Source organism: Saccharopolyspora erythraea (genome assembly GCF_018141105.1).
GTDB lineage: Bacteria > Actinomycetota > Actinomycetes > Mycobacteriales > Pseudonocardiaceae > Saccharopolyspora_D > Saccharopolyspora_D erythraea_A.
In genome coordinates this window covers 12,584-34,481 of sequence record NZ_CP054839.1, presented here as the reverse complement: position 1 = coordinate 34,481, position 21,898 = coordinate 12,584, and the positions used below count along the sequence as shown (strand labels likewise).

Annotated in this window: 12 protein-coding genes, 2 tRNA genes and 1 pseudogene; 2 read left to right on the top strand and 13 right to left on the bottom strand. The window is 71.4% G+C overall.

From position 1 onward, the window contains the following. The 5 genes from HUO13_RS00110 to HUO13_RS00090 are packed head-to-tail and all read right to left on the bottom strand — an operon-like array spanning nucleotide 1 to nucleotide 8,571. Nucleotides 1-2,256 (bottom strand): KR domain-containing protein, encoded by a 2,256-nt coding sequence (locus HUO13_RS00110; RefSeq protein WP_211899500.1) that lies wholly within the window; start codon nucleotides 2,254-2,256, stop codon nucleotides 1-3. A gap of 8 nt (nucleotides 2,257-2,264) precedes the next feature. Further along, the gene (locus tag HUO13_RS00105; RefSeq protein WP_211899499.1) at nucleotides 2,265-6,050 is read right to left on the bottom strand and encodes a type I polyketide synthase; all 3,786 of its coding nucleotides are present in this window, start codon (nucleotides 6,048-6,050) and stop codon (nucleotides 2,265-2,267) included. Beyond that, entirely contained in the window at nucleotides 6,047-6,955 is a 909-nt protein-coding gene (locus HUO13_RS00100) for an alpha/beta fold hydrolase (RefSeq protein ID WP_211899498.1), read from the bottom strand. Before HUO13_RS00100 ends, HUO13_RS00105 begins: the two co-directional genes overlap by 4 nt. Beyond that, on the bottom strand, nucleotides 6,942-7,229 hold the full coding sequence (locus HUO13_RS00095; protein ID WP_211899497.1) for an acyl carrier protein: 288 nt from the start codon (nucleotides 7,227-7,229) through the stop codon (nucleotides 6,942-6,944). Before HUO13_RS00095 ends, HUO13_RS00100 begins: the two co-directional genes overlap by 14 nt. 40 nt (nucleotides 7,230-7,269) lie before the next feature. Beyond that, complete coding sequence (locus HUO13_RS00090) at nucleotides 7,270-8,571, bottom strand: NAD(P)/FAD-dependent oxidoreductase (RefSeq protein ID WP_249124354.1); 1,302 nt, start codon at nucleotides 8,569-8,571, stop codon at nucleotides 7,270-7,272. Between the two features lie 244 nt (nucleotides 8,572-8,815). Between HUO13_RS00090 and HUO13_RS00085 the strand changes: the two genes are divergently transcribed. Further along, nucleotides 8,816-9,730, top strand: coding sequence for a class I SAM-dependent methyltransferase (locus HUO13_RS00085; RefSeq protein ID WP_211899496.1), 915 nt, complete (start codon nucleotides 8,816-8,818; stop codon nucleotides 9,728-9,730). 262 nt (nucleotides 9,731-9,992) lie between these two features. Here the strand turns inward: HUO13_RS00085 and HUO13_RS00080 are convergent, their stop codons facing one another. The 4 genes from HUO13_RS00080 to HUO13_RS00065 form a co-directional block, all read right to left on the bottom strand. After that, entirely contained in the window at nucleotides 9,993-12,752 is a 2,760-nt protein-coding gene (locus tag HUO13_RS00080; RefSeq protein ID WP_249124353.1) for a helix-turn-helix transcriptional regulator, read from the bottom strand. A 175-nt stretch (nucleotides 12,753-12,927) separates the two neighbouring features. Continuing rightward, entirely contained in the window at nucleotides 12,928-14,703 is a 1,776-nt protein-coding gene (locus HUO13_RS00075) for an acyl-CoA dehydrogenase family protein (RefSeq protein WP_211899495.1), read from the bottom strand. Between the two features lie 76 nt (nucleotides 14,704-14,779). Beyond that, nucleotides 14,780-17,872 carry an RND family transporter gene (locus HUO13_RS00070; protein ID WP_211899494.1) on the bottom strand — a complete coding sequence of 1,031 codons (3,093 nt, stop codon included), beginning with the start codon at nucleotides 17,870-17,872 and terminating at the stop codon, nucleotides 14,780-14,782. A gap of 160 nt (nucleotides 17,873-18,032) precedes the next feature. Further along, on the bottom strand, nucleotides 18,033-19,475 hold the full coding sequence (locus tag HUO13_RS00065) for a carotenoid oxygenase family protein (protein WP_211899493.1): 1,443 nt from the start codon (nucleotides 19,473-19,475) through the stop codon (nucleotides 18,033-18,035). A 111-nt stretch (nucleotides 19,476-19,586) separates the two neighbouring features. Here HUO13_RS00065 and HUO13_RS00060 point away from each other — a divergent pair, with 111 nt between their 5' ends. Then, nucleotides 19,587-20,186 carry a TetR family transcriptional regulator gene (locus tag HUO13_RS00060; RefSeq protein ID WP_211899492.1) on the top strand — a complete coding sequence of 200 codons (600 nt, stop codon included), beginning with the start codon at nucleotides 19,587-19,589 and terminating at the stop codon, nucleotides 20,184-20,186. 302 nt (nucleotides 20,187-20,488) lie between these two features. Here HUO13_RS00060 and HUO13_RS00055 read toward each other — a convergent pair. The 4 genes and pseudogenes from HUO13_RS00055 to HUO13_RS00040 form a co-directional block, all read right to left on the bottom strand. Then, nucleotides 20,489-20,561 (bottom strand) — tRNA-Ala (locus tag HUO13_RS00055). Between the two features lie 146 nt (nucleotides 20,562-20,707). Further along, a pseudogene (locus HUO13_RS00050) lies at nucleotides 20,708-20,815 on the bottom strand (DLW-39 family protein); the annotation flags it as partial. A gap of 62 nt (nucleotides 20,816-20,877) precedes the next feature. Then, nucleotides 20,878-20,954 (bottom strand) — tRNA-Ile (locus HUO13_RS00045). 91 nt (nucleotides 20,955-21,045) lie between these two features. Beyond that, nucleotides 21,046-21,858, bottom strand: a complete 813-nt coding sequence (locus HUO13_RS00040; protein WP_211899491.1) for a DUF3566 domain-containing protein — start codon at nucleotides 21,856-21,858, stop codon at nucleotides 21,046-21,048. Between the last annotated feature and the right edge of the window lie 40 nt (nucleotides 21,859-21,898).

The following is a 21,898-nucleotide window of genomic DNA, read 5'->3' as shown; positions in this document are numbered from 1 at the left end:
TCAGCTCCCCCGCTCGCTGCTCGTGAACTTGCTTTCCAGTGCCGTGCTGACCACCGCGTCGACGTCGCGGAACCGCAGCAGAACTCCACCCGCCTGGTCGCAGGCGGTGGCGGTGGCCCGCACCAAGCCCTCCGCGGCCCGGGCCTCGTCGACGACGACGTGGAACGGTTCGCCGTCCGGCAGCGGCGCGTGCGGTTCGACGCGCCCGACGGCAGTGGGCAGGCTGGGCCTGCCCAGGTGCCTGCGCACCCACACCAGGACCGCTTGGAGCAGCAGGTCGGCCTGTTCCGGCCGGTAGCCGGCGACTTCGTAGGCGCCGTCGGCGATGCCCGCCGCGCGGAGCCGGCAGCCCAGCACGAGCCGGTCGCCGTCGGCGAGCAGCCGCTCGATCCCGCGCAGCGCCGGGCCGTGGAACAACGTCCCGTCGGAGTACGGGTCCAGCGGTTCGCCCGCCGTGGCCGGGGGCAGGTCTCGCAGCGGTTCGGCGCTGGGCAGGTCCGTGCGCGCGGTTGCCCGGTACCGGGGCTTGCCGGTGTCGTCCGAGGCGGTGACGTCAGCCCCCACCGCCACGTGCAACGCCTGCACCGACCCGTCGAAGACGACCCCGCTGAGCACCTGGAACTCTTCCAGCGCGCGCACGTCCGGGCGCACCTGGCGCGCCGCGTCGAGCAGCCCGCCGATCGCGACCGCGGCCGGCAGGACCGGGGCGCCGCCGATGACGTGGTCGGCGATCACCGGGTCGTCGGTGAGCGGGCCGAGGTCGCGGCGCAGGCGCACTTCCCCGTCCCACCGCGGCGGTTCCGGTTCGGACAGCGGCTTGCCGGGACCGACCACGCACACCACGTCACCGGAGTGTTCGGGCCGGAACTGCTCGGCGAACACGTCCACACCGGTCTGGAGCGGGATCAGCTCGACGCCTCGCTCGGCGAACATCTTGGCGAGCCCGGGGGTGACCATGCCGCCGTCCCACGCTCCCCAGTTGACGGCGGTGACCGACGCGTCCGGGTGTTCCCGCTTGAAAGCGCAGGCCAGCGAGTTCAGCGCGGCGTTGGCCATGCCGTAGTCGGACTGCCCCCGGTTGCCGAAGAACCCCGCCACCGACGAGAACAGCTTCAGGTGGCGCAGGCGGTCCTGGTCGACCGCGCCGAGCACCGAGCGCAGGCCCGCCAGCTTCGGCGCCAGGACCCGCGCCACCTCCGCTTCCTGCTTGGCGGTGATGAGCTGGTCGGCCAGCACGCCCGCGCCGTGCACCACCCCGGTGATGCGGTCGCGGTAGGCCGCCAGCGCCTCGGCGGTCGCCGCCGCGTCGGTGGTGTCGACCGGCAGGTACTCGGCGAACGCACCGCTCTCGCGGATCGACGCCAGGGTCCGGCGGATCTCCCGCTGCGCGACGAGCTCCCCGTGCAGGCCGCCGACTTCGCGCGGTGTGGGCGTGCGCCCCTCTGCGCGCAGGTGGTCCGCGATGGCCGCCTTCAGCTCATCGTCGCTCACACCTTCGGTCCAGGACGGCTCGTCGGCCAGCTTGGTGCGGCCGAGCAGCAGCGCGCCGCAGCCGTATCGCTCGGCCAGACCGACCGTGCACGCGGCCGTGACACCGCGGCCGCCACCGGTGACGACCAGCAGGTCGTCGGGCCCCGGTTCCGGTGCCGCGGAGCCGTCGGCGGAGCCGTCCTCGTAGGCCGCTTCGACCGTCCAGCGGGTGCCATCGGCCGAGTAGCCGGACTTCACCAGATCCGAGCGCGCGTCGTGCAGTTCGGCCACCACGAGTTCGGCGCAACGCTCCTCGGAAAGCTCCGGGGCCAGGTCGAGCGAGCGGCAGAACAGCGCGGGAGCCTCGATCGCCAACGTGGAGACCAGGCCGACCGCACCACCGAGCACGGCCTTCGGCATGTTCTCGGCACCGGACATCCCGAGCCTGCCGTCCATCCGGGTGACCGTCACGAACGCCGCGCGCCCGGACTCCGCGACCCGCTCCAACGGCTCCTGCACACGACCGGCCAGCAGCAGCGCGTCGGTCAGCGCCGACGACGCCTGGTCCCAGCCGGTGGGCTGCTCGGGTGCCGGCCAGAGGACCACGTCGGGTTCGGCGCCGTCGCCGGGCTCCTCGTGCCGGACCCGCCAGCCTGCGGTGGCCAGCGCGTCGGCGAGCGCGGTGCTCAGGGACGACCGCTCACCGGCGATCAGCACCACCGGGTCGGTGCGGTACGCGCCTTCGAGGACGTCGGGGGCGGGGAGCCGGCTCGTGCGCGCCGGCATCCGCCCGATCAGGCTTTTGGGGCTTGCGCCTGCCCGCCCTCCGACGCTCCGGCGCTCGCGATGAGGCCGACGATGTCATCCAGCGTGCGCAGCTCGGCGAGCTCCTCCGGGCTGGGTTCGGGCATCGCGGGGAACCGCTCCCGCAGGCCGCCCATGATCTCGACCCGCTTGATCGAGTCGATGCCCAGGTCGGCCTCGACGTCCATCCCGGGGTCGAGCATGTTGGCGGGGTAGCCGGTCTTGTCGGCGACGATGTCCAGCAGTGTCCGGCGCACCTCTTCGGGGCCGGTCGGCCCGCCACCGGACTCCGGCTCACCGGTCTCGGTCTGCGCCGGCTCGACCGGGGCACCGGCGTCCTGCGCCTGCTGCTGCGTTGGTGCCGCTGCCTGCGGTGTTTCCTGGGCAGGTGCAGGCTCCGGCGCGGCGGGAGCGGGTAGCGCGATCTGCTCGTCCGGCGCCGGTGCCGGAGCGGGCGGCGTGGCGGGCTGGTCGCTGTAGGCGGCCGGCATCCGGCGCGGCGGGACGGCCGGTGACGGTGGCGCTCCCGCTTCCATCTCGGCGAAACCGCGGAGCACGTCGCTCGCGTGCATGTGACTCTCGCCCACGGTGACGCTCTGCTGCGCGACCGCGGAGATGCCCGAGATCATGCCGTCCCGGGGACCCTGATCGGACTCCCGTTGCAGCATCGAGCTCAGGTGCTGCGCCACCCGGAGCTGACCGTCCAGGAACTCGCGGTGCGCGGCCATGTGCTCCGCGGCGACCGACCCCGGCCCGAAGGCCGCCGAGGTTTCCTGCGCGCCGTCGTGCCGGCCCGCTTGCTGACCGGACGCGGGATGCTGTGCCGGCACCTGGCCGTTCGACTGCTGCGCCGGCATGTGGCCGTTGGACTGCTGCGCATGGCCGTTCGCCGGGGGCGGCGGCGCGTCGCCGTTGCCGGTCTGCGCGCCGCCCTGCTGGTCGACGCGGTAGCCGTTCTGGAGTGCTTCGCGGTATGCCTCGCGGCGTGCTTCGGACACGTGATTCACACCATTCAACGGAATCGTCATCCCCTTGCCCGGCTCGCGCCGGGCGGTCTCGGCGGCGTAGCGGTTGAGGCGCGTCAGCGGCGCGCCGAGCACCACCAGCCGGGCCGCGAGCTGCTTGAGCGCGCGGTCGCTGTCGCGGTCGGGTCCGGCGTCGGCGCTGAGCACGACGACGTCGTCCCGGTCGGCCAGGGTCCGCCGGACCATGCCGGAGAGCAGGGATCTGGGACCGAACTCGACGAAGACCCGGTAGCCGTCGTCGTGGAGCTGCTCCAGGCGCGGAGCGAACGAGAGCGTGCTGGTGAGCTGGCCGACCAGCACCTCGCGGTTGGCCGCCTCGTCGCGGCCGTAGGAGGCGCCTGCGGTGTCGGCGTATACCGGGAAGGCGGGCTCCCGCACCGCCACGCCGGCGACCTCGTCGGCGAACGGTTCGACCGCGTGCGCCACGTAGCGGGTGTGGAAGGCGCCCGACACCGGCAGCGGCCGGACGTCCACGCCGGCGTCGCGGGCGGCCGAGACGAACTCGCCGACCGCGTCGGTGCCGCCGCCGACCACGGTCTGGTCCGGTGCGTTGAGGTTGCACACCACGACGTCGTCGTGGCCGTCCAGCAGCTCTCTGACCCGCTCGGGACCGGCGCTCACGGCGGCCATCGTGCCGGGATCGGCGCCGCCGTCCGGGGAGACCGCCATGGCGCGGCCCCTGGCCCGGGCGAGCCGGTGGAAGCCGTCGTCGTCGAGGCTGCCCGCCGCCCACAGCGCGGTCAGCTCGCCGAAGCTGTGCCCGAGGGCGCCGTCGGCGCGGAAACCGAGCTCGGCGAGGAAGCGGTGCTGTCCGGCGGAAAGAGCGCCGATCGCAGGCTGGGCGTGCTCGGTGCGGCGCAGCTCCTCCTGCTGCGCCTTGCCGGTCTCCTCGTCGAACGCCGGGGGCGGGAACACCACCCGGCCCAGCGCCGTCGCGGCGGAGGCGGTGTCGAAGGCGGCTCGCACCGGCGGCACCGCGACGGCGGCGCGAGCGCCCATCCCGACGTACTGGCTGCCCTGCCCGGCGAACAGCGCGGCGACCTTGCCGCCCCGTTCGGACCCGATCAGCGCCCGGCCGCGGTAGTGGGCACCGCCCGGGAGGTCGAAGGACTCCTGCCTCGGCTCGGAGCTCAGCCGCTCGATGCTCTGCTCGCGCAGGTTCGCGAGCTCCTGCTCGTCGGCGGCGACCACGGCCAGCCTGGCGTCCTCGGCGGGGACCGGCTCCTGCGGATCGAGGCCCTCCGCGTCCTGGCGCAGCGCGTCGAGCAGTTCCTCCGCGGTCGGCGCGTGCCAGACGTGCACCCGCGGTCCGGGATGCAGCCTCCTGGTCGACGAGGTTTCCGCATGCTCTTCGAGCACCGCGTGGAAGTTGGTGCCCCCGAAGCCGAACGACGACACCGCCGCGCGCCGCACCGGCCGGTCCGGGTCGTGCACCCATGGCCGGGTCCGCGCGGCGACGTGGAACGGGGAGCTGCCGAAGTCGGCGTCGCGCCGCGGCTGCTCGACGTTGATCGTCGGTGCCAGCACCTTCTCGTGCAGCGCGAGCGAGACCTTGATCAGGCTGGCCGCGCCCGCGGCGGCCTTGGTGTGCCCGATCTGCGACTTCACGCTGCCCACGGCGGCGAACTGGGTGTCGTCGGTCTCGGCCGCGTAGACCTCCCGCAGCGCCGAGAGCTCGGTGAGGTCGCCCACCGCGGTCCCGGTCCCGTGGCACTCCACCAGCCCGACCTTCTCCGGCCCGAACCCGGCGTCCTGGTAGGCCCTGCGCAGCGCGAGCACCTGGCCTTCCTTGCGCGGCGCGTAGATGCTCTTGGACCGGCCGTCGCTGGCCGAGCCCATGCCGCGCAGCACCGAGTAGACGCGGTCGCCGTCGCGCTCGGCGTCCTCCAGCCGCTTGAGGGCGAGCATGCCCATGCCCTCGCCGATGAGCGTGCCGTCGCTGGACTCGTCGAACGGCCGGATGCGGCCGCTGCGGGAGAACGCCGGGGTCTTGGAGAAGCACAGGTACATCAGGATCGTGTTCTCCGCGTCGCAGCCGCCGGTGACCATCAGGTCCGCGCGGCCCGACACCAGCTCGTCGACCGCCATGTCCACCGCTGCCAGCGAGCTGGCGCAGGCCGCGTCGACGGTGCAGTTCTTGCCGCCGAAGTCGAACCGGTTCGCCAGCCGGCCGGCCACGACGTTGCCCAGCATCCCGGGGAAGGAGTTCTCCTCCCACGGGGCGAACGCGCGGGTGAACTTGTCGGCGATGGCCTCGGCGTCCTGCTCGGTCAGCCCGCAGGACCGCACGACCTCCTTGAGCACCGGTGTCTGCAACCGGGTGGCCAGCGGCTGGGTCAGCGAGTTCGCGCCGGTGACCCCGAGGACCGTGCCCGTGCGCGACGGGTCGTACCACTCGGCGCCCTGCACGCCCGCGTCGTCCAGCGTCTGCTTGGCCACGACCAGGCTCAGCAGTTGCAGCACGTCGGTGACCTCGAGCATGTTGGGCGGCAGCCCGAACTCCATCGGGTCGAAGTCGACGGTGGGCACGAAGCCGCCGCGCTTGCAGTAGGTCTTGTCGGGTGCCTCGGGATCGGGGTCGTAGTAGTCGTCGACGCTCCAGTGCGATTCCGGGACCTCTTCGATGCAGTCCCGGGCCTCGACGACGTTGCTCCAGAACTCGCCGAGGTCGCCCGAGCGCGGGAAGAGCGCGCCCAGCCCGACCACGGCGACCGGGTTGTCGGACAGTCTGCGTTGCGCGGTTGGTGTCATGACGGTTGCCTGCCAGTCGTGCGGGATGGGACGGGGGCACGGGAACCGTTGCGCTCCCGGGCCGCATCGGCGATGACCGCGACGGCGTCGGGATCGGACAGCATCGAGTAGTGGTCGCCGGGGCAGTCCAACGTGGACAGACCGGCGGCGGCGAGCTGGTCCCAGCCCAGCGGTCTGCTGCCGCCGAGCAGTCCGGAGCGGGGACGTACCAGCGTGATGGGCACGTCCACGGGTTTCGCCGCGTAGTCGCGCGCGACCCGGTCGTTTCGCAGCAGTCCCCGCGAGTAAGCGCGGTAGACGCCGCGCAGGCCCGCCACGCTGGTGTCGGGCGGCAGCGCTCCCGCGTCGAGGACCGCGGTGAGCGCCCGCTCCAGGCCGGCTTCGACGTCCATGCCGCGGACGTCGCCGGCGTCGAGGTCGATGGCGACGCCCCGCTTCGCGCCGAGGTACATGGCGAACCACGGCAGCAGCAGCTCCGGGCCGATCTCGTCGTCGGTCGTGGTGGTGAACTCGGCCACCGGGGCGATGCTGTCGGCCACCAGCAGCCTGCGCGGACGCTGCCGCGGCGCCGACCTGGCCGCCACCGCGTAGCCGACCACACCGCCGAACGACCAGCCGCCGAGCACCACGTCGTCGCCCAGCAGGTCGCATGCCGCAAGTTCGCGGTGGACCCGCTCGGCCATGCCGTCGAGCGACAGGCCGGTGTCGTGGTCGGTCAGCGCCGCCTCGAAGTACTCCGGGACCTTCTCCAGGTCCACCACGTGCAGCGAGGTGTCGCCGGACAGCTCCGCCGCGATCGGCCGGTAGCAGCTCAGCGGCAGCGCGCCGGGATGCACGAGCACGACCCGGTGGCCGGTGCCGCTGCCTGCCACCAGCTCGCGGACCAGTGGCTCATCCCCCCGCATTGCCGCCCCCGTACTCGTCGGCGATGTGCCGGGAGAGGTCGGAGATCGTGGGGTGGTACCAGAGCGCGGTGGCCTCCAGCTCGAAGCCGAGCCACTTCTCCAGCTCCCCGGAGAGCACCAGCGCCTCGGTGGAGTCCAGGTCGAACTCGTCGAAGTACATGTCCACGTCGACCTTGGCCGGCTCGACGTCGAGCTTGTAGGCCATCTTGTCGACCAGCCACCGCTCGACCTGCTCAGGGGTGAGCGTGCCGGTGCTGTTGGTGGTCTCTGCCATGGGAACGGCTCCTTCTCGGCAGGGTCGGTGTTCGCGGGTTTCAGGCCACTGCCCGGTCGGCGGCGTCGCGCCGCACGGACTCCGCGGCCGCGGCCCCGGAGTCGAAGGCCGCCTCGTGCGAGCCGACGATGTCCGGGCCCATCCGGCGGCTGTGGAAGTAGGAACCGGCGAACTTCACCCGGGATCCCTCGTTGACCGAGTGGATGTCGGGCTGCATGCGCCGGACGTCGATGGTGAAGATCGGGTGCCGGTAGTCGAACCGCTCGATCACCCGGCTCTCGTCGACGGGCACGGGGCAGTCGAGGGTGACGAAGTAGTCGTGCTCGGAGGTCAGGCCCTGCAACTCGTTGAGGTAGTAGACGACCCACGAGTCCTGGGTGTCGTCCCGCCGGACCCGGCCGTAGTTCCAGCTCCGCCAGCGGCTGCGGTCGGCCGGCATGACGGCCGGATCGGTGTGCAGGTCCACCTTGGTCCGGTGGTAGCGCACGGCTTCCAGCCTCCGCTGCCGCTCGGTCGGACGCTCCAGCACCGCCAGCGCGTCGTCGGCGTGCGTGGCCAGCACCGCGTAGTCGAAGTGCTCCACGCCGGCGTCCGTGCGCACCGCGACGCCGTCCTCCCGCTCCTGCACCCCGGTCACCGGTGCGTTCAGCCGGACTTCGTTGCCGCAGCGGCGAAGTTCCTCCACCGCGGCCCGCACGTAGCGCACGCTGCCGCCGGTGACCGTCCGCCAGGGCACGCCGCGCCCGCCGAGACCTTCGGCGCCGTGGGCGAGGAAGAAGGCCACCACGGTGCTCGCCGGCATGTCCCAGACCCGGTCCGCGGGCACCGACCACGCGGCGGTGGACACCAGCACCACGAACCCGTACTTGAACTCCTCGCTGTAGCCGTTGCGGTCCAGGTACTCGCCGAGCGGGCAGTCGGTGCGCTTGCGGATGAAGTCGCGCGGCGACTCGCGGTAGAAGCGCGTCGCCTCCTCCCACAGCCGTGCGAACTCGGCGGGGTAGCGCGCCCGCACCTGCTCCGCCGTCAGGTCGAAGTCCTCGGACACGTAGGCCGTCGGACTGTCGAGGTCGAAGAACGAGAACCGGCCCGGGTGCTCGCGGGTCGCGACGCCGAGGTGGTCGAAGAACCGGGTGACCTCGGGGTAGTGCGGCTCGTTGTAGACGACGAAGGCGGTGTCCAGGCCCAGCGTCCGGCCGTCGTCGGTGACCTCGACCGTGCGGGCGTGCCCGCCCGGCCGGTCGGACGCCTCGAACACGGTCACGTCCGCGTCCGAGCGCAGCCGGTGCGCGGCCGAGATGCCGGCGGCACCGGCGCCCACCACAGCGACTCGCACACTCACCACGTCCCTTCTGAAAGGTCGTCGCGGACGAGCGGGGCCCGTCTCGCGCGGTGATCACGCACGCGGCGCGACGCGGAGTCGGCTCGCCCGCGAGATCCACCCGTACAGAGCGGGCGGTGCCGCCGCGGGATACATGCCGCGGCCGATCCGGATCGCCGGCGCCGGTCATGTATCCACGCGCGCCCGCGCTGCCTCGGTGTAGGTGAGGACACGTCCACACCGACCGCATCAGGAGGAGGACGTCGTGACGCTCGCCGGAAAGGTCAGGGCGGCCAAGGGGGCCACCAGCCCCACCGCGGAGCTGTGCGCGGTGATCCGGGCGGCCGAGACGCAGCAGCCGGAGCAGTCGCGACTGCTCGACGACCCGTTCGCCCGGTACTTCCTGCAGAACTGGCGGTTCCGGAGCACCCACCCGTTCCCGCCCGTCTTCAGGTTCTGCCTGCGCATGGCCGACCGCCGCTACACCGGTCTGCTTGCCGAGGTGGTGCTGCGCCACCGCTTCTGCGACGAGGTCGTCGACGCCGAGGTGGCGGCCGGTTGCACGCAGGTCGTCGTGCTGGGCGCCGGGTACGACACCACCGCGCTGCGCCACGACTTCGGCTCCGACGTGGTGGTCTACGAGGTCGACAAGCCCGACACCCAGGCCGAGAAGATGGCCATCATGCGGCGGAACTCCTTGCACCCCAAGGCGCGCGTGCAGTACGTGACGTGCGACTTCGCCGCAGGCGACGACCTGGGCGAGCGGCTGACCTCACAGGGCTTCGACCCCGCGCGCCGGTCGGTGGTGATCTGGATGGGCGTCACCTACTACCTGCCGGGCGACTCGGTGCTGGACACCCTCGGCAAGCTCGGCGCCGTCACCGCACCGGGCAGCAAGGTCGTGCTGGACTACATGGACGCCTCGGTCGTCGGCGGTTCCGGCGACGACTCGGCGCGGCGGGCGAGGCAGCTCGTGGCCAGCGGCGGTGAGCCGTTCGTCTTCGGCGTCGAGGCCGACGACATCCGCGCCTTCTGCGACGCGGGCGGTTTCGGCGTCGCCGGCCACCACCGCATCCCGGACCTCCTGCGCCGATACGGCGACGACGACCGCTTCTGGCTCACGGTCGTCGACTACATGGGAGTTTTGCTGCTGGAGAAGGAGAACGCGCCGGTCGCCTGAGCGGGCCCTCGGCCCGCGCCGCTTGCGGTGTGGACGACCGGTCTGCCGCCTCAGTTGGTCTTTGAAGCGGCGCAGCCGCTTGGCCCACCCCCGCAACCGGCACCGCCGCGGGTTCTCAGGCGTCCTCTGGCGAGGACAGCTTTTCGCAGCGTATGGGCATACGTCAGAAAAGATCCCGGAGCCAGAGGGCGCCTGAGGTTCCGCCACCGGCACCCCCACGCAAGGCGAGTCCAAGTTCCGCCACCGGGGCGAAGACAGCTCCTCAGTCGTCCTGGGTGGGGGCCGACTCCAGGTCCAGTCCCCGCAGCTGGGCGCGCGAGGAGATCCCCAGCTTCGGGAAGAGCTTGTACAGGTGGTGGCTGACCGTGCGGGGGCTGACCGAGAGCTGCGCGGCGATCTCCTTGTTGGTCATGCCGGTGGCGGCCATGCCGGCGATCTGCTTCTCCTGCCTGGTCAGCACGGCCGGGTCCGCGGTGCGCAGCAGCGCTCCCCGGGCCGCGCGCAACTGGCCACGGGCGCGTTCGGACCAGGGCGCCGCACCGAGGCTGTCGAACAGCTCCGCCGCCTGCTGCAACTGCCAGCGGGCCTCGGCCTGGCGCCGGTTGCGGCGCAGCCATTCGCCGTGCAGCAGCGCCGCGCGGGCGCGGTCGAAAGGGCGGTCCTCGCCCAGGTCGGCTCCGGTGGCGGTGGTGAAGTCGGCGCCGGACTCCTCGACCAGCGCCCGGCACATGTGCAGGTGCAGCTTCCGCCACCGCGCCGTCGTCCCGCGACAGCCTTCCCGCGCCTCGGAAAGCAGCACCCCGGCGGCGTCCGAATGTCCACATCGGACCGACGCTTCGACGAGGTCGGGTTGGACCAGCGCCGCGACCTTGCTGTTGGCGTACGGCGATCCCTCCGCCCTGATCGACGACAACCGCCGGTACGCGTCGGCGTCGCGTCCCCTGGCCAGGTCCGCCAGCCCCAGCGCCCAGCTCACGTGTGCCGCGGCTGCCCGGTTGCGCAGCACCAGCGCCGTCTCCAGCGCGGCGTCGGCGTGGTCCTGGCATCCCTCCCAGTCGCCCCGCACGGAGGCGAACCGGGCGAGCAGCGCCAGCCCGTCGGCCATCCGGTTTCGCTGCCCGGTGTCGCGGGCCAGCCGCACCGCCTCCTCGGCGTGCGCCTGCCCGTCGCGCCACAACCCCAGGTGGTACTCGATGTCGGCCACCCAGTTCAGCATCACGGGCAGAACGCTGGCCACGCCCTTGAGCCGGAACGTCCGGCAGGCCGCGAGCCCGAACTCCCTGGCCTGGCGCTGGTGCGGACCGAGCCAGCTCATGGCCATCACCCACAGGAACCGGATCTCGTCGTCGGGCGTTGGCAGGGCGGGCGCGGCCTCGAGCAGCTCGCGCGGGGTGGTGCCCTCCAGCGGCAGGCGCCCTTCGAGCGCGGCGCACATCCGCTCGGCTAACAGGCGGTAGTCCGGCCCGCAGTCCAGCTCGGTCATCAGCCGCGCCGCCCGGCCCGCGTCCTCGATGCGCCCCGACAGGTAACCGCCGTCCACGGCCAGGAAGAGCAGGGTCAGCGCCTCCACCGGGTTGTGCTCGGCGACCTCCTGGGCACCCCGGATGAACTGCGCGCACGCCACCGCGGGGTCGTTGCTGTCCAGGTCGATCAGGCCCAGCAGACGCGTCAGCCCCACTCGGGCGTGCATGTCCGTCGGCGCGGTCATGACCTCGGTCGTCAGCGCCCTGGCGAGGTCGGGCTGACCGGACTGCCACGCCGCGTACGCGGCCGAGGCGGTGCGCCGCGTACGTCCCTCGGGGTCGGTGCTCAGCTTTGCCGCACGTTGCAGGACCGAGACCACCGCCGCGCTGCCGCCGCGCCGCTCGGCGGTGTCGGCGCTGCGCTCCAACGCCGTGGCGAGCTCCTCGTCCGGTTCGACCGCCGCCATCGCCCGGTGCCAGGACGCCCGGTCGGACTCACCGCGGCCAGTCAGCTCCTCGGCCACCGCGGCGTGGGCTTTCGACCGCATCCGCAACGATGCCTTGTGGTAGGCCGCCGACCGCATCAGCGAATGGCGGAAGCGCACCCAGCGCTCGGTGATCTCTAGCTGGTCGTAGCCCCTGAGAACCGAGTCCAGCACGCCGGCGTCGATGCCCAGGCGGGCGCACGCGCCCAGCACCACGCCGAGCCTGCCGGTCTCCTCGACGGCCACCACCAGCAGCAGGGCCCGGGCTTTGGCGGGCAGCCCTTCCATCCGCTGGATGAACGCCGTCCGCAGGCGCTCGCTCAACGGCACGGTGCCCAGCAGCAGTGCGTCCCCGACGAGCTGCTCCGGCGCACCGAGCCTCGTCAGCTCCCGCAGCGCGAGCGGGTTGCCGCCGGTAGCGGTGATCAGCGAGTCGCGGGCCGGTGCGTTCCAGCCCAGCTCGTCGAGCAGGTCGTTGGAGGCTTCGTCGGACAGGCCGGTCAGCAGCATGGTGGGCAGGTCGCGAGCCTCCCGCTCGTGGTGCTCGGCCTCGCCCATGCCGAACAGCATCGCGATCGGCTCGGTCGCGATGCGGCGAGCCGTGAAGTACAGCGCGCCGAGCGTGGCCCGGTCCAGCCACTGCGCGTCGTCGACGACGACGAGCAGCGGTGTTTCGCGCGCGGAGTGAGAAAGCAGCGAGCACACGGCCGCCGACACCACGAACTCGGTCACCGGCAGTTCGGACATCCCCAGCGCCGCGCGCAGCGCCTCGGCCTGCGACGGCGGCAGCCCGTCGATCTCGTCGAGCAGCGGCGCGACCAGGTGCTGCAACCCGGAGAACGCGAGCTCGGACTCCGACTCCAGTCCGGAGCAGGACAGCAGCCGCATTCCCCCGGCCCGGCGTTGCGCGTACTTCAGCAGCGTGCTCTTGCCGATCCCGGTTTCGCCTCGGAGCACGAGTGCGCGGCCTCTCGCCGACTTCGCATCATCCAGAATAGACCGGATCGCGGGGCGTTCGCGTTCGCGCCCGTGCAACACGTGTTCTTCCGCCGGGCGAAGCACATTGCCCGGCATGCTCGCGACATCTTCGGTTAAGTCGTAATCATCCACAGCGGCACCCCATCGCGCGGCCGGAACCCCCCAGTGCCACCAGCCGCGGCGAACGGGTTCACCGGTCCACATCGTCATCGCTTTTCATGATTGTCCCGCGCGAACGCGAACCTGGGAAATCGGAACGCTTTCGCCGGGGTCACGACGATGACGCCCGGAGCCGGAATTGCCAGTGCGAGAACAGCCGGTGCTCGCCGTGCTGCCACCTGAGCACCTCGACGACGCGGTCGATCACGTCGACGTCGGTGACGGGTTCGTCCGAGCGGAACTGCCGCCACACCCTTTCCAGGCACAGCAGCAGCACGGCGCCGTCGGGCATCGGGTCCTGCAACACCTCGGCGGAGCGGGTCACCAGATGGACCAGCGCGGCACCCGCGTGCACCGCGCAGTACTGCTCACCGAGCCGGAACAGCTCGTCGGAAGTGCTGTATTCCTTGCCCCACTGCTGCTTGAGCCGCGTGGTCCCCTCGTGCAGGCGGTCGAGCTGACCCATCAGTCGTTGCGCGACCTCGGCGGAGCGCAGGTACCACTGCCGTTGCGCGGGGTCCTGCTGCCTTTCGGCCAGGGCGCGCAGCCGCTCGATGCCGTCGGGCATCGCCAGCACCGTGTCGTCCTTTCCGCGGCTGAACAACGACTGGCGTTGCGGTTGCCAGCGCGGCAGCTTCGCGTCCACGTCGTACAGCAGCCCGACGCTCTTCTCGGCGGCGGCGCGCAGGTCCTCTCCGGGATCGCGCGAGGTGCCAAGCAGTTCGTGCAGTTCCAGGGCGATGTTCTTGAGGTTCACAACGGTGTTGCCGTCGGCGAAGATGGCCACCAGGACATCGCGCATCATCTTCTGGTAGACGCCGAAATGAGGATGGTCGCGCAGGTAGAGGCGAGCTCCGAGAACGACCGACGTCTGCGCCATCGTGCGTTCCAGCAGCGTCGGCACGAAGTACTTCACCACCGACGAGAAAACGCTCGCCTGCGCCGGATTTCCCTGCAACCCGCGCACGGCCTCGGTGCACAGCGCATCCCCGATCAGCAGATCCGCGAAGCATTCGGCCAGCTGCCGCCGCGAGTACGGGATCTCGACGACCTTCCTGCCGAAGATCTCGCGCTGCTCGGCGAAGTCCATCGCCAGCCGCAGCGCGGTGTCGACCGCGCCGAGCGACATGCTGCAGATCGAGATCCGGGCGACCTGGGCCCCCTTGATGGAGATCTCCAGACCCCTGCCCTCTTCGCCGAACCTGCTCGACTCGGGCACGAAGACCTGGTCCAGGCGGAACCCGCCGAGGTCCGAGGCGCGCAGCCCGTGCAGCCGCTCCCGCGGCAGGTGCTCGAAGGTGCCGGGAGCGCACTCGCGCTTGTCCACCGCGAACAGCGACCACCCGCCCGGTCCGCCGCGCTCGTCGGTGCGCGCCTGCAGGCTCACCACGTCGGAGACCGTCGCGTTGCCGATCAGGTACTTCTCGCCGGACAGCAGGTAGCCGCCGGGCACCTTCTCGGCCCGCATCTCGTTGGCGAGCACGTCGCTGCCGTGGTGCCGCTCGGAAAGCCCCCACGCCATCTTCGTGCCGTCGGTGATCGCGCGCACGAACCCCTCGCGCTGCTCGGCGGTCCCGGCGATCCATGCCGGCATGAAGGCCAGGTCGGTGAGCATGACCGCGGTGGCAGCCGCGGGGTCCCGGCGCGCCACCAGGCGCAGCAGGTTGAACCCCACCTCCACGTCGATCGCGCGCCCGCCCCACTCCTCCGGCAGGAGGTAGGTGTGCAGGCCCCACTCGTGCAGGACGTCGACCAGCTCGTGCGGGTACCGCTCGCTCTCGTCGTGCTCCAGGATGCGCTGGTAGGACATCCGGCTGGACGGGTCGTGGGGGTCGCCGAGGTAGCGCTCCACTTCCTCCGCGAGCGAGATCAGGTGTGAGACGGTCACGGTGCTGCGCCCCTTCCAGACAGCTCTCTGCAAGACAGAGGACCCGCACGCCCGGAGGGATACATCGCTCAGCCGATCAGCCGCGCTCCCCGGCCGTCCTGGAAGGCCACCAGTTCCACTTGCGCAGCAGCACCGCGGTGGCGGGGATGACCAGCGTCCGCACCACGAAGGTGTCCAGCAGCAGGCCGACGCCGATGGTGAAGCCGAGCTGCGCCAGGATGTCCACGGTTCCCGACATCAGCGCGAACATGCTCGCCGCGAAGATGACGCCCGCCGAGGTGATCACGCCTCCGGTCGTGGCCACCGCACGCGCGATTCCCTCCCGCGACCCGTCGTCGGACTCCTCCCTGATCCGCGACATCAGCAGCATGTTGTAGTCGGCGCCGACGGCGACCAGGATCACGAACGCGATCGGCTGGACGCTCCAGTCCAGCTCGCCGCCGAGCAGGAACTGCCAGAACAGCACGGCGATCCCCATCGCGGCGGCGTAGGAGAGGATCACCGAGAGGAGCAGGTAGATCGGCGCCACGATGCTGCGCAGCAACAGCATCAGGATGACCAGCACCGACAGCAGCGCCACCAGCGCGAAGACCGAGAAGTCCGCGTCGGACATCCGCGCGAGGTCGCGGTTCACCGACGCCGAGCCGGTGTTGTGCACCCCGCTGCCGTCCAGCGATGTCCCGCGAAGCGCGTGTTCGGCGGTGCGCACGATCTCGCCTGCCCGGTCCATCGCGGCCCGGTCCAGCGGATCGCCGCTGTGCAGCACCACCAGCCGGGCCGTCCTGCCGTCGTCGGACAGGAACATGCCGCTGGCCATGGCCATCCGGGGATCGCTGAGAGCGTTGGGCGGCAGGTAGAACCCGCCGACGCCGGGGTGGTGCGACTCGGCGCGCACGGTGCGCAGGAAGTCCGCGGCCTGGGCCAGCCCGCGTTCCAGCTCCTTGACCGAGACGGTCGCGTTCGCGGTGCCGTCGCGCAGCTGACCCGCGCCGTCGGCGGCCAGGCCCGCGTTGTCGGAGAGCTGCTGCGCGCCGTTCGCCGCCTGGCCGGCACCGTCGGCCAGGGCACCCAGCTGGTCCCGCATCGTGCGCTGGCCCTCGGCGAGCCGGGCGATGCCGTCGCGCGCGGTCGCGATCCCACCGCGCAGGTCGTCCATGCCCGAGGCCAGGTCGCCGTTGCCGTCGGCGATCTTGTGCGCGGCGGCGGCCGCCTGCTCCAGCCCCGGCAGGAGCTGGTCGCGCTCGCTGACGTAGATGTCGTGGATCCCCTTGCGCGCCTGGGCGCAGATCGGGTCGAGCGTGCACACGGCGTCGGCCGCCAGCGCGTTGTAGGCCAGCCCGAGGCCGTCGACGGCCAGCGACGTCTGGTCGCGCGCCAGGTCGAGGCCGGTGGCGAGCTGCCGCGCGCCCTCGGCGAGCGTGGTCGCGGCCGACCCGGCGTCGTCGGCGCCGTCACCTGCGGTGCCCAGACCACCGTGGGCCGTGTTCAGCCCGTTGAGCAGCTGGTCGGCGCCGTCCACCGCGCTGCGCGCGCCCTGGGCCAGGCGCCCGCTGCCCGCGGCGAGCTCCGCGGCTCCCCCGGCGAGCCTGCCCGTGCCGTCGGCGAGCTGCCCCGCACCGTCGGCCAGCCCTCCGATGCCCTGCTGACCGCCGCCGAGCTGCTCCTCCGCCGCGCCGAGCCGGTCCCCGACCACGCCGACCTGGTTGCCCACGTTGGCTTCCGCGATAGGCTCGCCGGTCGGCCTGGTCACACCGCGCACGGCCCGCACACCGTCCACTTTGGCCACGTTCGCGGCCGCGGTCTCCAGCGCCGCGAGGTCCTGCGGGTTGCGCATGTCGTGGTCGGAGTCGACCAGTACGTACTCCGGGAGGATCTCGCCTGCCGGGAAGTGCTTGCCCAGCGCGCCGTAGCCGAGGTTGCTGTCGGTCGCGGCCGGTTGCACGGCTCGCTCGTCGTAGCTCAGCCGCGCTGCCGGGTAGAACGCGGCCAGCAGGAGCAACACCACCAGCCCCGCCGCCAGCACCCGGGCCGGCCTGGCCACGACGCGCTCCGCGATGGCCGTCCACCGGCCGTTCTCCGGCGACCGCCGCGGCTTCGCCCAGCCGCGGGTGGCCGCGATGGCCAGGAGCGCGGGCGTCAGCGTCAGGCCCGCCGCCAGGGTGACCGCGAGGCTCACCGCGATGGCCGGCCCGGTGGTGCGGAAGATGCTGACCTCGGCCAGCGCCATGCCGCTGCACGCCGCGATCACGGTGCCCGCGGAAGCCGCGATCACCGCCGCCACCCTCCGGTTCGCCGTGATCACCGCCTGCTCGGGGTCGTCACCGGCTCGTATCCGCTCGTGGAACCGGCTGAGCAGGAACACGCCGTAGTCGGTGCCCGCGCCCAGCACCACGGCCGTGAGCAGCGACGCGGTGAAGGTCGAGACGTCGAAGAACTGAAGGCCGCACAGCGCCGTCACCGCACGGGCGGTGCCCAGCGACAGCCCGATGAGCGCCAGCGCGACGAGCGCGGTCACCACCGACCGGTAGATCACCAGCAGGATCGCCGTGATGAGCCCGATCGTCACCGCCGTGATGACGAGCATGCTCTTCTCGATCTCGTCCTGCATGTCGGCGATCGTGGCCATCGGCCCGGTCACGTGCACGGCCAGCGAGTCCGGCCTGCCCTGCTGCGCCGTCTCGCGGATGTGCTTGATCTGCGCGGTGGTTTCCGGAGACCCGTTCTCCCCGCGCAGGCCGACCGGGATGTAGATCGCCTTGCCGTCGCGGCTGACCAGCGCGTCGGCCAGCTCGGGCTGCGAGACGGCGTCCTGGACCGAGGCGATCCGCGAGTCGTCGCGTTCCATCCGGCCCACGAGCTCGGCGTAGTAGCGGTGGTCCTCTTCGGACAGACCGCCTTCGTCGGCCATGACGACGAACACGAGGCTGTTGGCGCCCTCACCGCCGAACCTGCGGTCCATCTCGGGCAGTGCCCGCACCGAGGGTGCGCCGTCGGGGACGAACGGGACGCGGCTCTGCCCGATCACCGCCTCGAGCTGAGGTACCAGCACGTTCAGCAGCGCGGCCAGCGCCACCCACGCGCAGACGACGGCACCTCGCCTGCGGACGACGAATCTGCTCAGGCGGGCTAACGGACCACCGTCCCGCTCATCCGACCGCGTCGCGTTCATCGGGCCGCCGGCACCGGACGCGCAGCGCGCCGCGGATGTGGAGCGTGGACCGGGATGTGCATGACGCGCTCCCCTCCCCAGGTTCCGAAGCGCTGCCAGGGAAGAACGGATCGATCACCGTTGTCAAGGGCTCGATCTACTCTGGCGGCGTATCCGCTGGTCACCGGCTGCTGAACTGGCCGTGGAAGCCGAACGGGATCGCGTGCGGCACCTCGGCCCTGGCGATCTCGGTGAACGACCGGCCGTCGAGCGCGAGCAGGAAGGAGCGGCCGGCGGCCGAGTCGAGGACGACCGACAGCACCACGCCGTCGTCCTCGGCCTCCGGTTCCGGGGCGGGAACGAAAACCGGCTCGCCGGGGTAGCAGCCTTGCTCGTACCACGTGCTCGACCGCCCTTCCTCGACGTCGATCTTCACGAGCTGGTCGAGGAAGTCACGTCCGTCGCGCCCGCGCATGCCGACGCCGTATGCGTAGCGGTAGGGCCGGCCGTTGCGGCGGCCGTACGAAATCCCGGGCAGTTCCAGCGGTTCTTCGGCCAGGTGTCGCGAACGGACGGTCCCGGCGTCGAGGTCCACCCGGTACCGCATCGGCGCGGGCACCGGCATCCGCGCGCCCGAACGCAGGCGGTCCAGGTAGAAGGAGTCGACAACACCCGAGTCCGGATACGCGCAGACGTCGACCACCAGCTCCGAACCGTCCACATAGGAGTTGATGTGGTGGAAGGCGAAGAACGCCTCCTCGGTGCGGACGCTGCGCACCGACCCGTCGTCCAGTCCGATCACGATGAACCGCGTCCCGAGATCCGGGCGCCAGCGGTAGTTCTCGATGAAGGGCTTGCCGCTCAGCAGCAACGCGAGCGGGTTCACCACGAACGGGAACTCCACGAGCACCGCGTGGTCCTCGGTGATGGCGAAGCTGTGCAGGTAGCCGGGCTGTTCGGTGGGAACCGACGCGACCAGCTCCCGGGTCCGGCCATCCGGCCGCTGCCGGTAGATCCGGTACTCGCTCTGCCGGGAGAAGCGGAGCACGTAGTTCACGAGGTCGCCGGTGCGCGGGGCCTGGTGCGGGTGCGCGGTGGTGACGTTGCCGCCGATGCGGTCGTCGTACCCGGATATCCCGATGGTCTCCAGGGTGTGCGGGTCGAAGTCCACGGCCATCGGGATCTCGGTCAACGCCGCGTAGGTGTCGTCGCCGTTGGGCACGACGTTGACGCACGCGTTGGCCGAGGGTTCGCTGCGGCGGAACCGGGTGAACAGCCGCGCGAACAGCGAGCGGCACGGATCGGTGGCGAACTCCGAGTAGCGGATGCGTCCGTCGCGGGCGCTGCGAAACGCCGGGCTGTCCAGGAAGCGGTTGCGGTAGGCCACCCTGCCGTCGGCGATGGCGAAGCGGTGCAGCATCGCCTGGCCGTCGAACCAGTGCCGGAACCGCCTGCGCCCGGCCTCGAACTTCGCCGGGCCGTTGCGTAACAGCTCGCCGCTGAGCCACTCCGGGAGTTCTCCGGTCACCGGCAGCTCGGCGGCCTCGACCTCGTTCTCCAGGCTGGCGAACCCCTGCGCGAAGCCGGTGGCGGGTGTGTCGTCGGTGTGCGTCCGTGTGCTCATAACATAGTTATGTAACACTGTTTGGAAACGACGTCAAACCCCATGTCGACGACGAAAGCCCACCTCAGGCACCACCCGAGAATCAAAACACTGTTATGTTATGTTGCCGGGATGGGGCGCAAGAGGGTCCACGACGAGACGCTGCGGCTGCGGCTGCTCGACCGCGCGGGCGAACTGCTCGCCGAAGGCGGTGCCGACGCGCTCGGCCTGCGCAGCCTCGCCAAGGCGGCCGACACCTCGACAAGCGCCGTCTACTCGCTGTTCGGCGGCAAGGACGAGCTGCTGCACGCCCTGTACGAGGAGGGCTTCCGCCGGCTGGCCGAGCGGCTGCGCGCGGTGCCCGCCGACGACGACATCGTGGAGCACCTGGTCCGTTTGAGCCACGCCTACCGGGCCAGTGCCCTGGAGGGCCCGCACTACTACCGCGCGATGTTCGACCGCCGGCGCACCGCCGAGGAGGACGACGCCGTCCGCCGGGCAGGCCACGACGCCTTCGAGCCGCTGCTGGAAACCGTTCGGCAGTGCGTCGAGCAGGGCAGGCTCGTCGACGCCGACCCCACCCTGGTCGCCTCCGCCCTGTGGGCCCACGTCCACGGCCTGGTCTCGCTCGAGCTGAGCAACCTGCTCCCCGACGTGGAAGACGACATGTTCGAACGCGCCATCCGAGCCGGCCTCTCCGGCTGGCAAACAACGACCACTGCTGATCGCTGAATACCGGACCAAACTTCAAACGGCGAAACGGGCAGTCCGGACTCAAAAGCCCAATCCACCCCGAAAACCAGTGCCAACGAAACAACTGAATCGGCGCCCACTCGGAAAAGCGACCCGCCGCAATGAACGACCCACCGCAAACCCAGGGGAACCGAAGGGGCTGGTCAAAGACCAGGCCGGGAAAGAGAAGAAAGTGCGAAGCCGGTCAGAAGCGACCACCGCACCGTGGGGGTCTACGGGGGCTCGGCCCCCGTAAAGAAATCAAGCCCGGGGAAGGTGCGAAGCACCGAACAACCCGAGAGTGGAGACGAGGGGAATCGAACCCCTAACCCCCGCCTTGCAAAGGCGGTGCTCTGCCAATTGAGCTACGTCCCCTGGCGTCGGGCGCCGGTCACCGTCTGCTGGCTGTCCGCCGCGATGGCAACCGACCCTCGAACGACATGAACTCCGCCCCGACCTGCTTCCGCTCGGGGAAGTGCAGGAGTGGAGGCGGAGTCGGTTCGCCGGCCGGCTCAGGCTTCCGCGGTGGCCTCGCGCCAGAGGTCGGCCTCGGCCTTGGCCGCGCGGTTGCGGCGGACGACGAACAGAACGGCACCAGCAACCACGGCGAGTGCGATCAGCTTCTTCACTTCAGTCGCCTCCTAGCACGGCGTTGGCCCGTGTCGTTCCGGATCAGTTCGTCGACACGGGGTGGTGGGCCTAGAAGGACTTGAACCTTCGACCTCTTCGTTATCAGCGAAGCGCTCTAACCGCCTGAGCTATAGGCCCCTGGTGCGCTCCAAACATTACATGACGCTCGGAGCGCTCCGAAACGGGGGGTGCATGTGGCGGTTGCCCAGCGGAAACCGCCACATGCGCGTCACTCCCGTTCGGACAGCGTCACCTCGACGCCACCGGCGAAGTCGGCGGCCACGTTGTAGATGAACGCGGCCACCGTCGCCAGCGCCGTGATGAGCACGATGTTGATCGCCCCGATGATCGAGGCGACGCCGAACACCCGGCCCGCGCTGATCAGCGGCTCGGCGGCCGCGTCGTCGGGCTGGGTGAGCTCGGTGAAGGTGCCGTTGAGCTGGTCCCAGACGCCCATGCCGTCCAGGACGCCGTAGAGCACCGCCACCGCGATCATCCACACGAAGAACAGCGCAACGCTCAGCACCAGGGCGAGCTTGAGCACCGACCACGGGTCGATCCGCTTGACCTGCAGGCTGGCCCGCCTCGGTCCCCGGCTGGGACGTCTGGCGCTGCCCGCGGTGGTGGCCCGCCCGGTGGACCCGAAGGTCACCGCGGTCCGGCCGCCCGAGGACGACTGCGGGACCTCGTTGCGGGCGGTCTCCTGCTCCTGCGCGGGCCGCGGGATCTTCTGGGTGTCCTCGGAGTCCGGCGCGCCGCCGGCACCCGCCGGGGACCCGGAGGTCCCGGCAGGCTGCTCCGTGGGCCACGAGGGCTGGTCACCGGCCGAGGAGGTGGCCGCACCACGTTGCCACGGCGGAGGTGCGTCGGTGCCGTCGAGCGCGGCGGCCTCCTCGCCGTGGTTCGGTGCCTGGTCCTCAGCGGCCGGCGTGCCCCGCTCGGCGGTGGACTCGTTGGCTTCTTCGGACTGCGTGATGACCGAGGTCCGGCTCGCGTCCTTGGACTGCGATGCCGATTCCTCCGGCTTCTCGGAAGGTGTCACGAGCGATCCTTCGATGATCGTCGGTGGCCTGTGGCGGTGT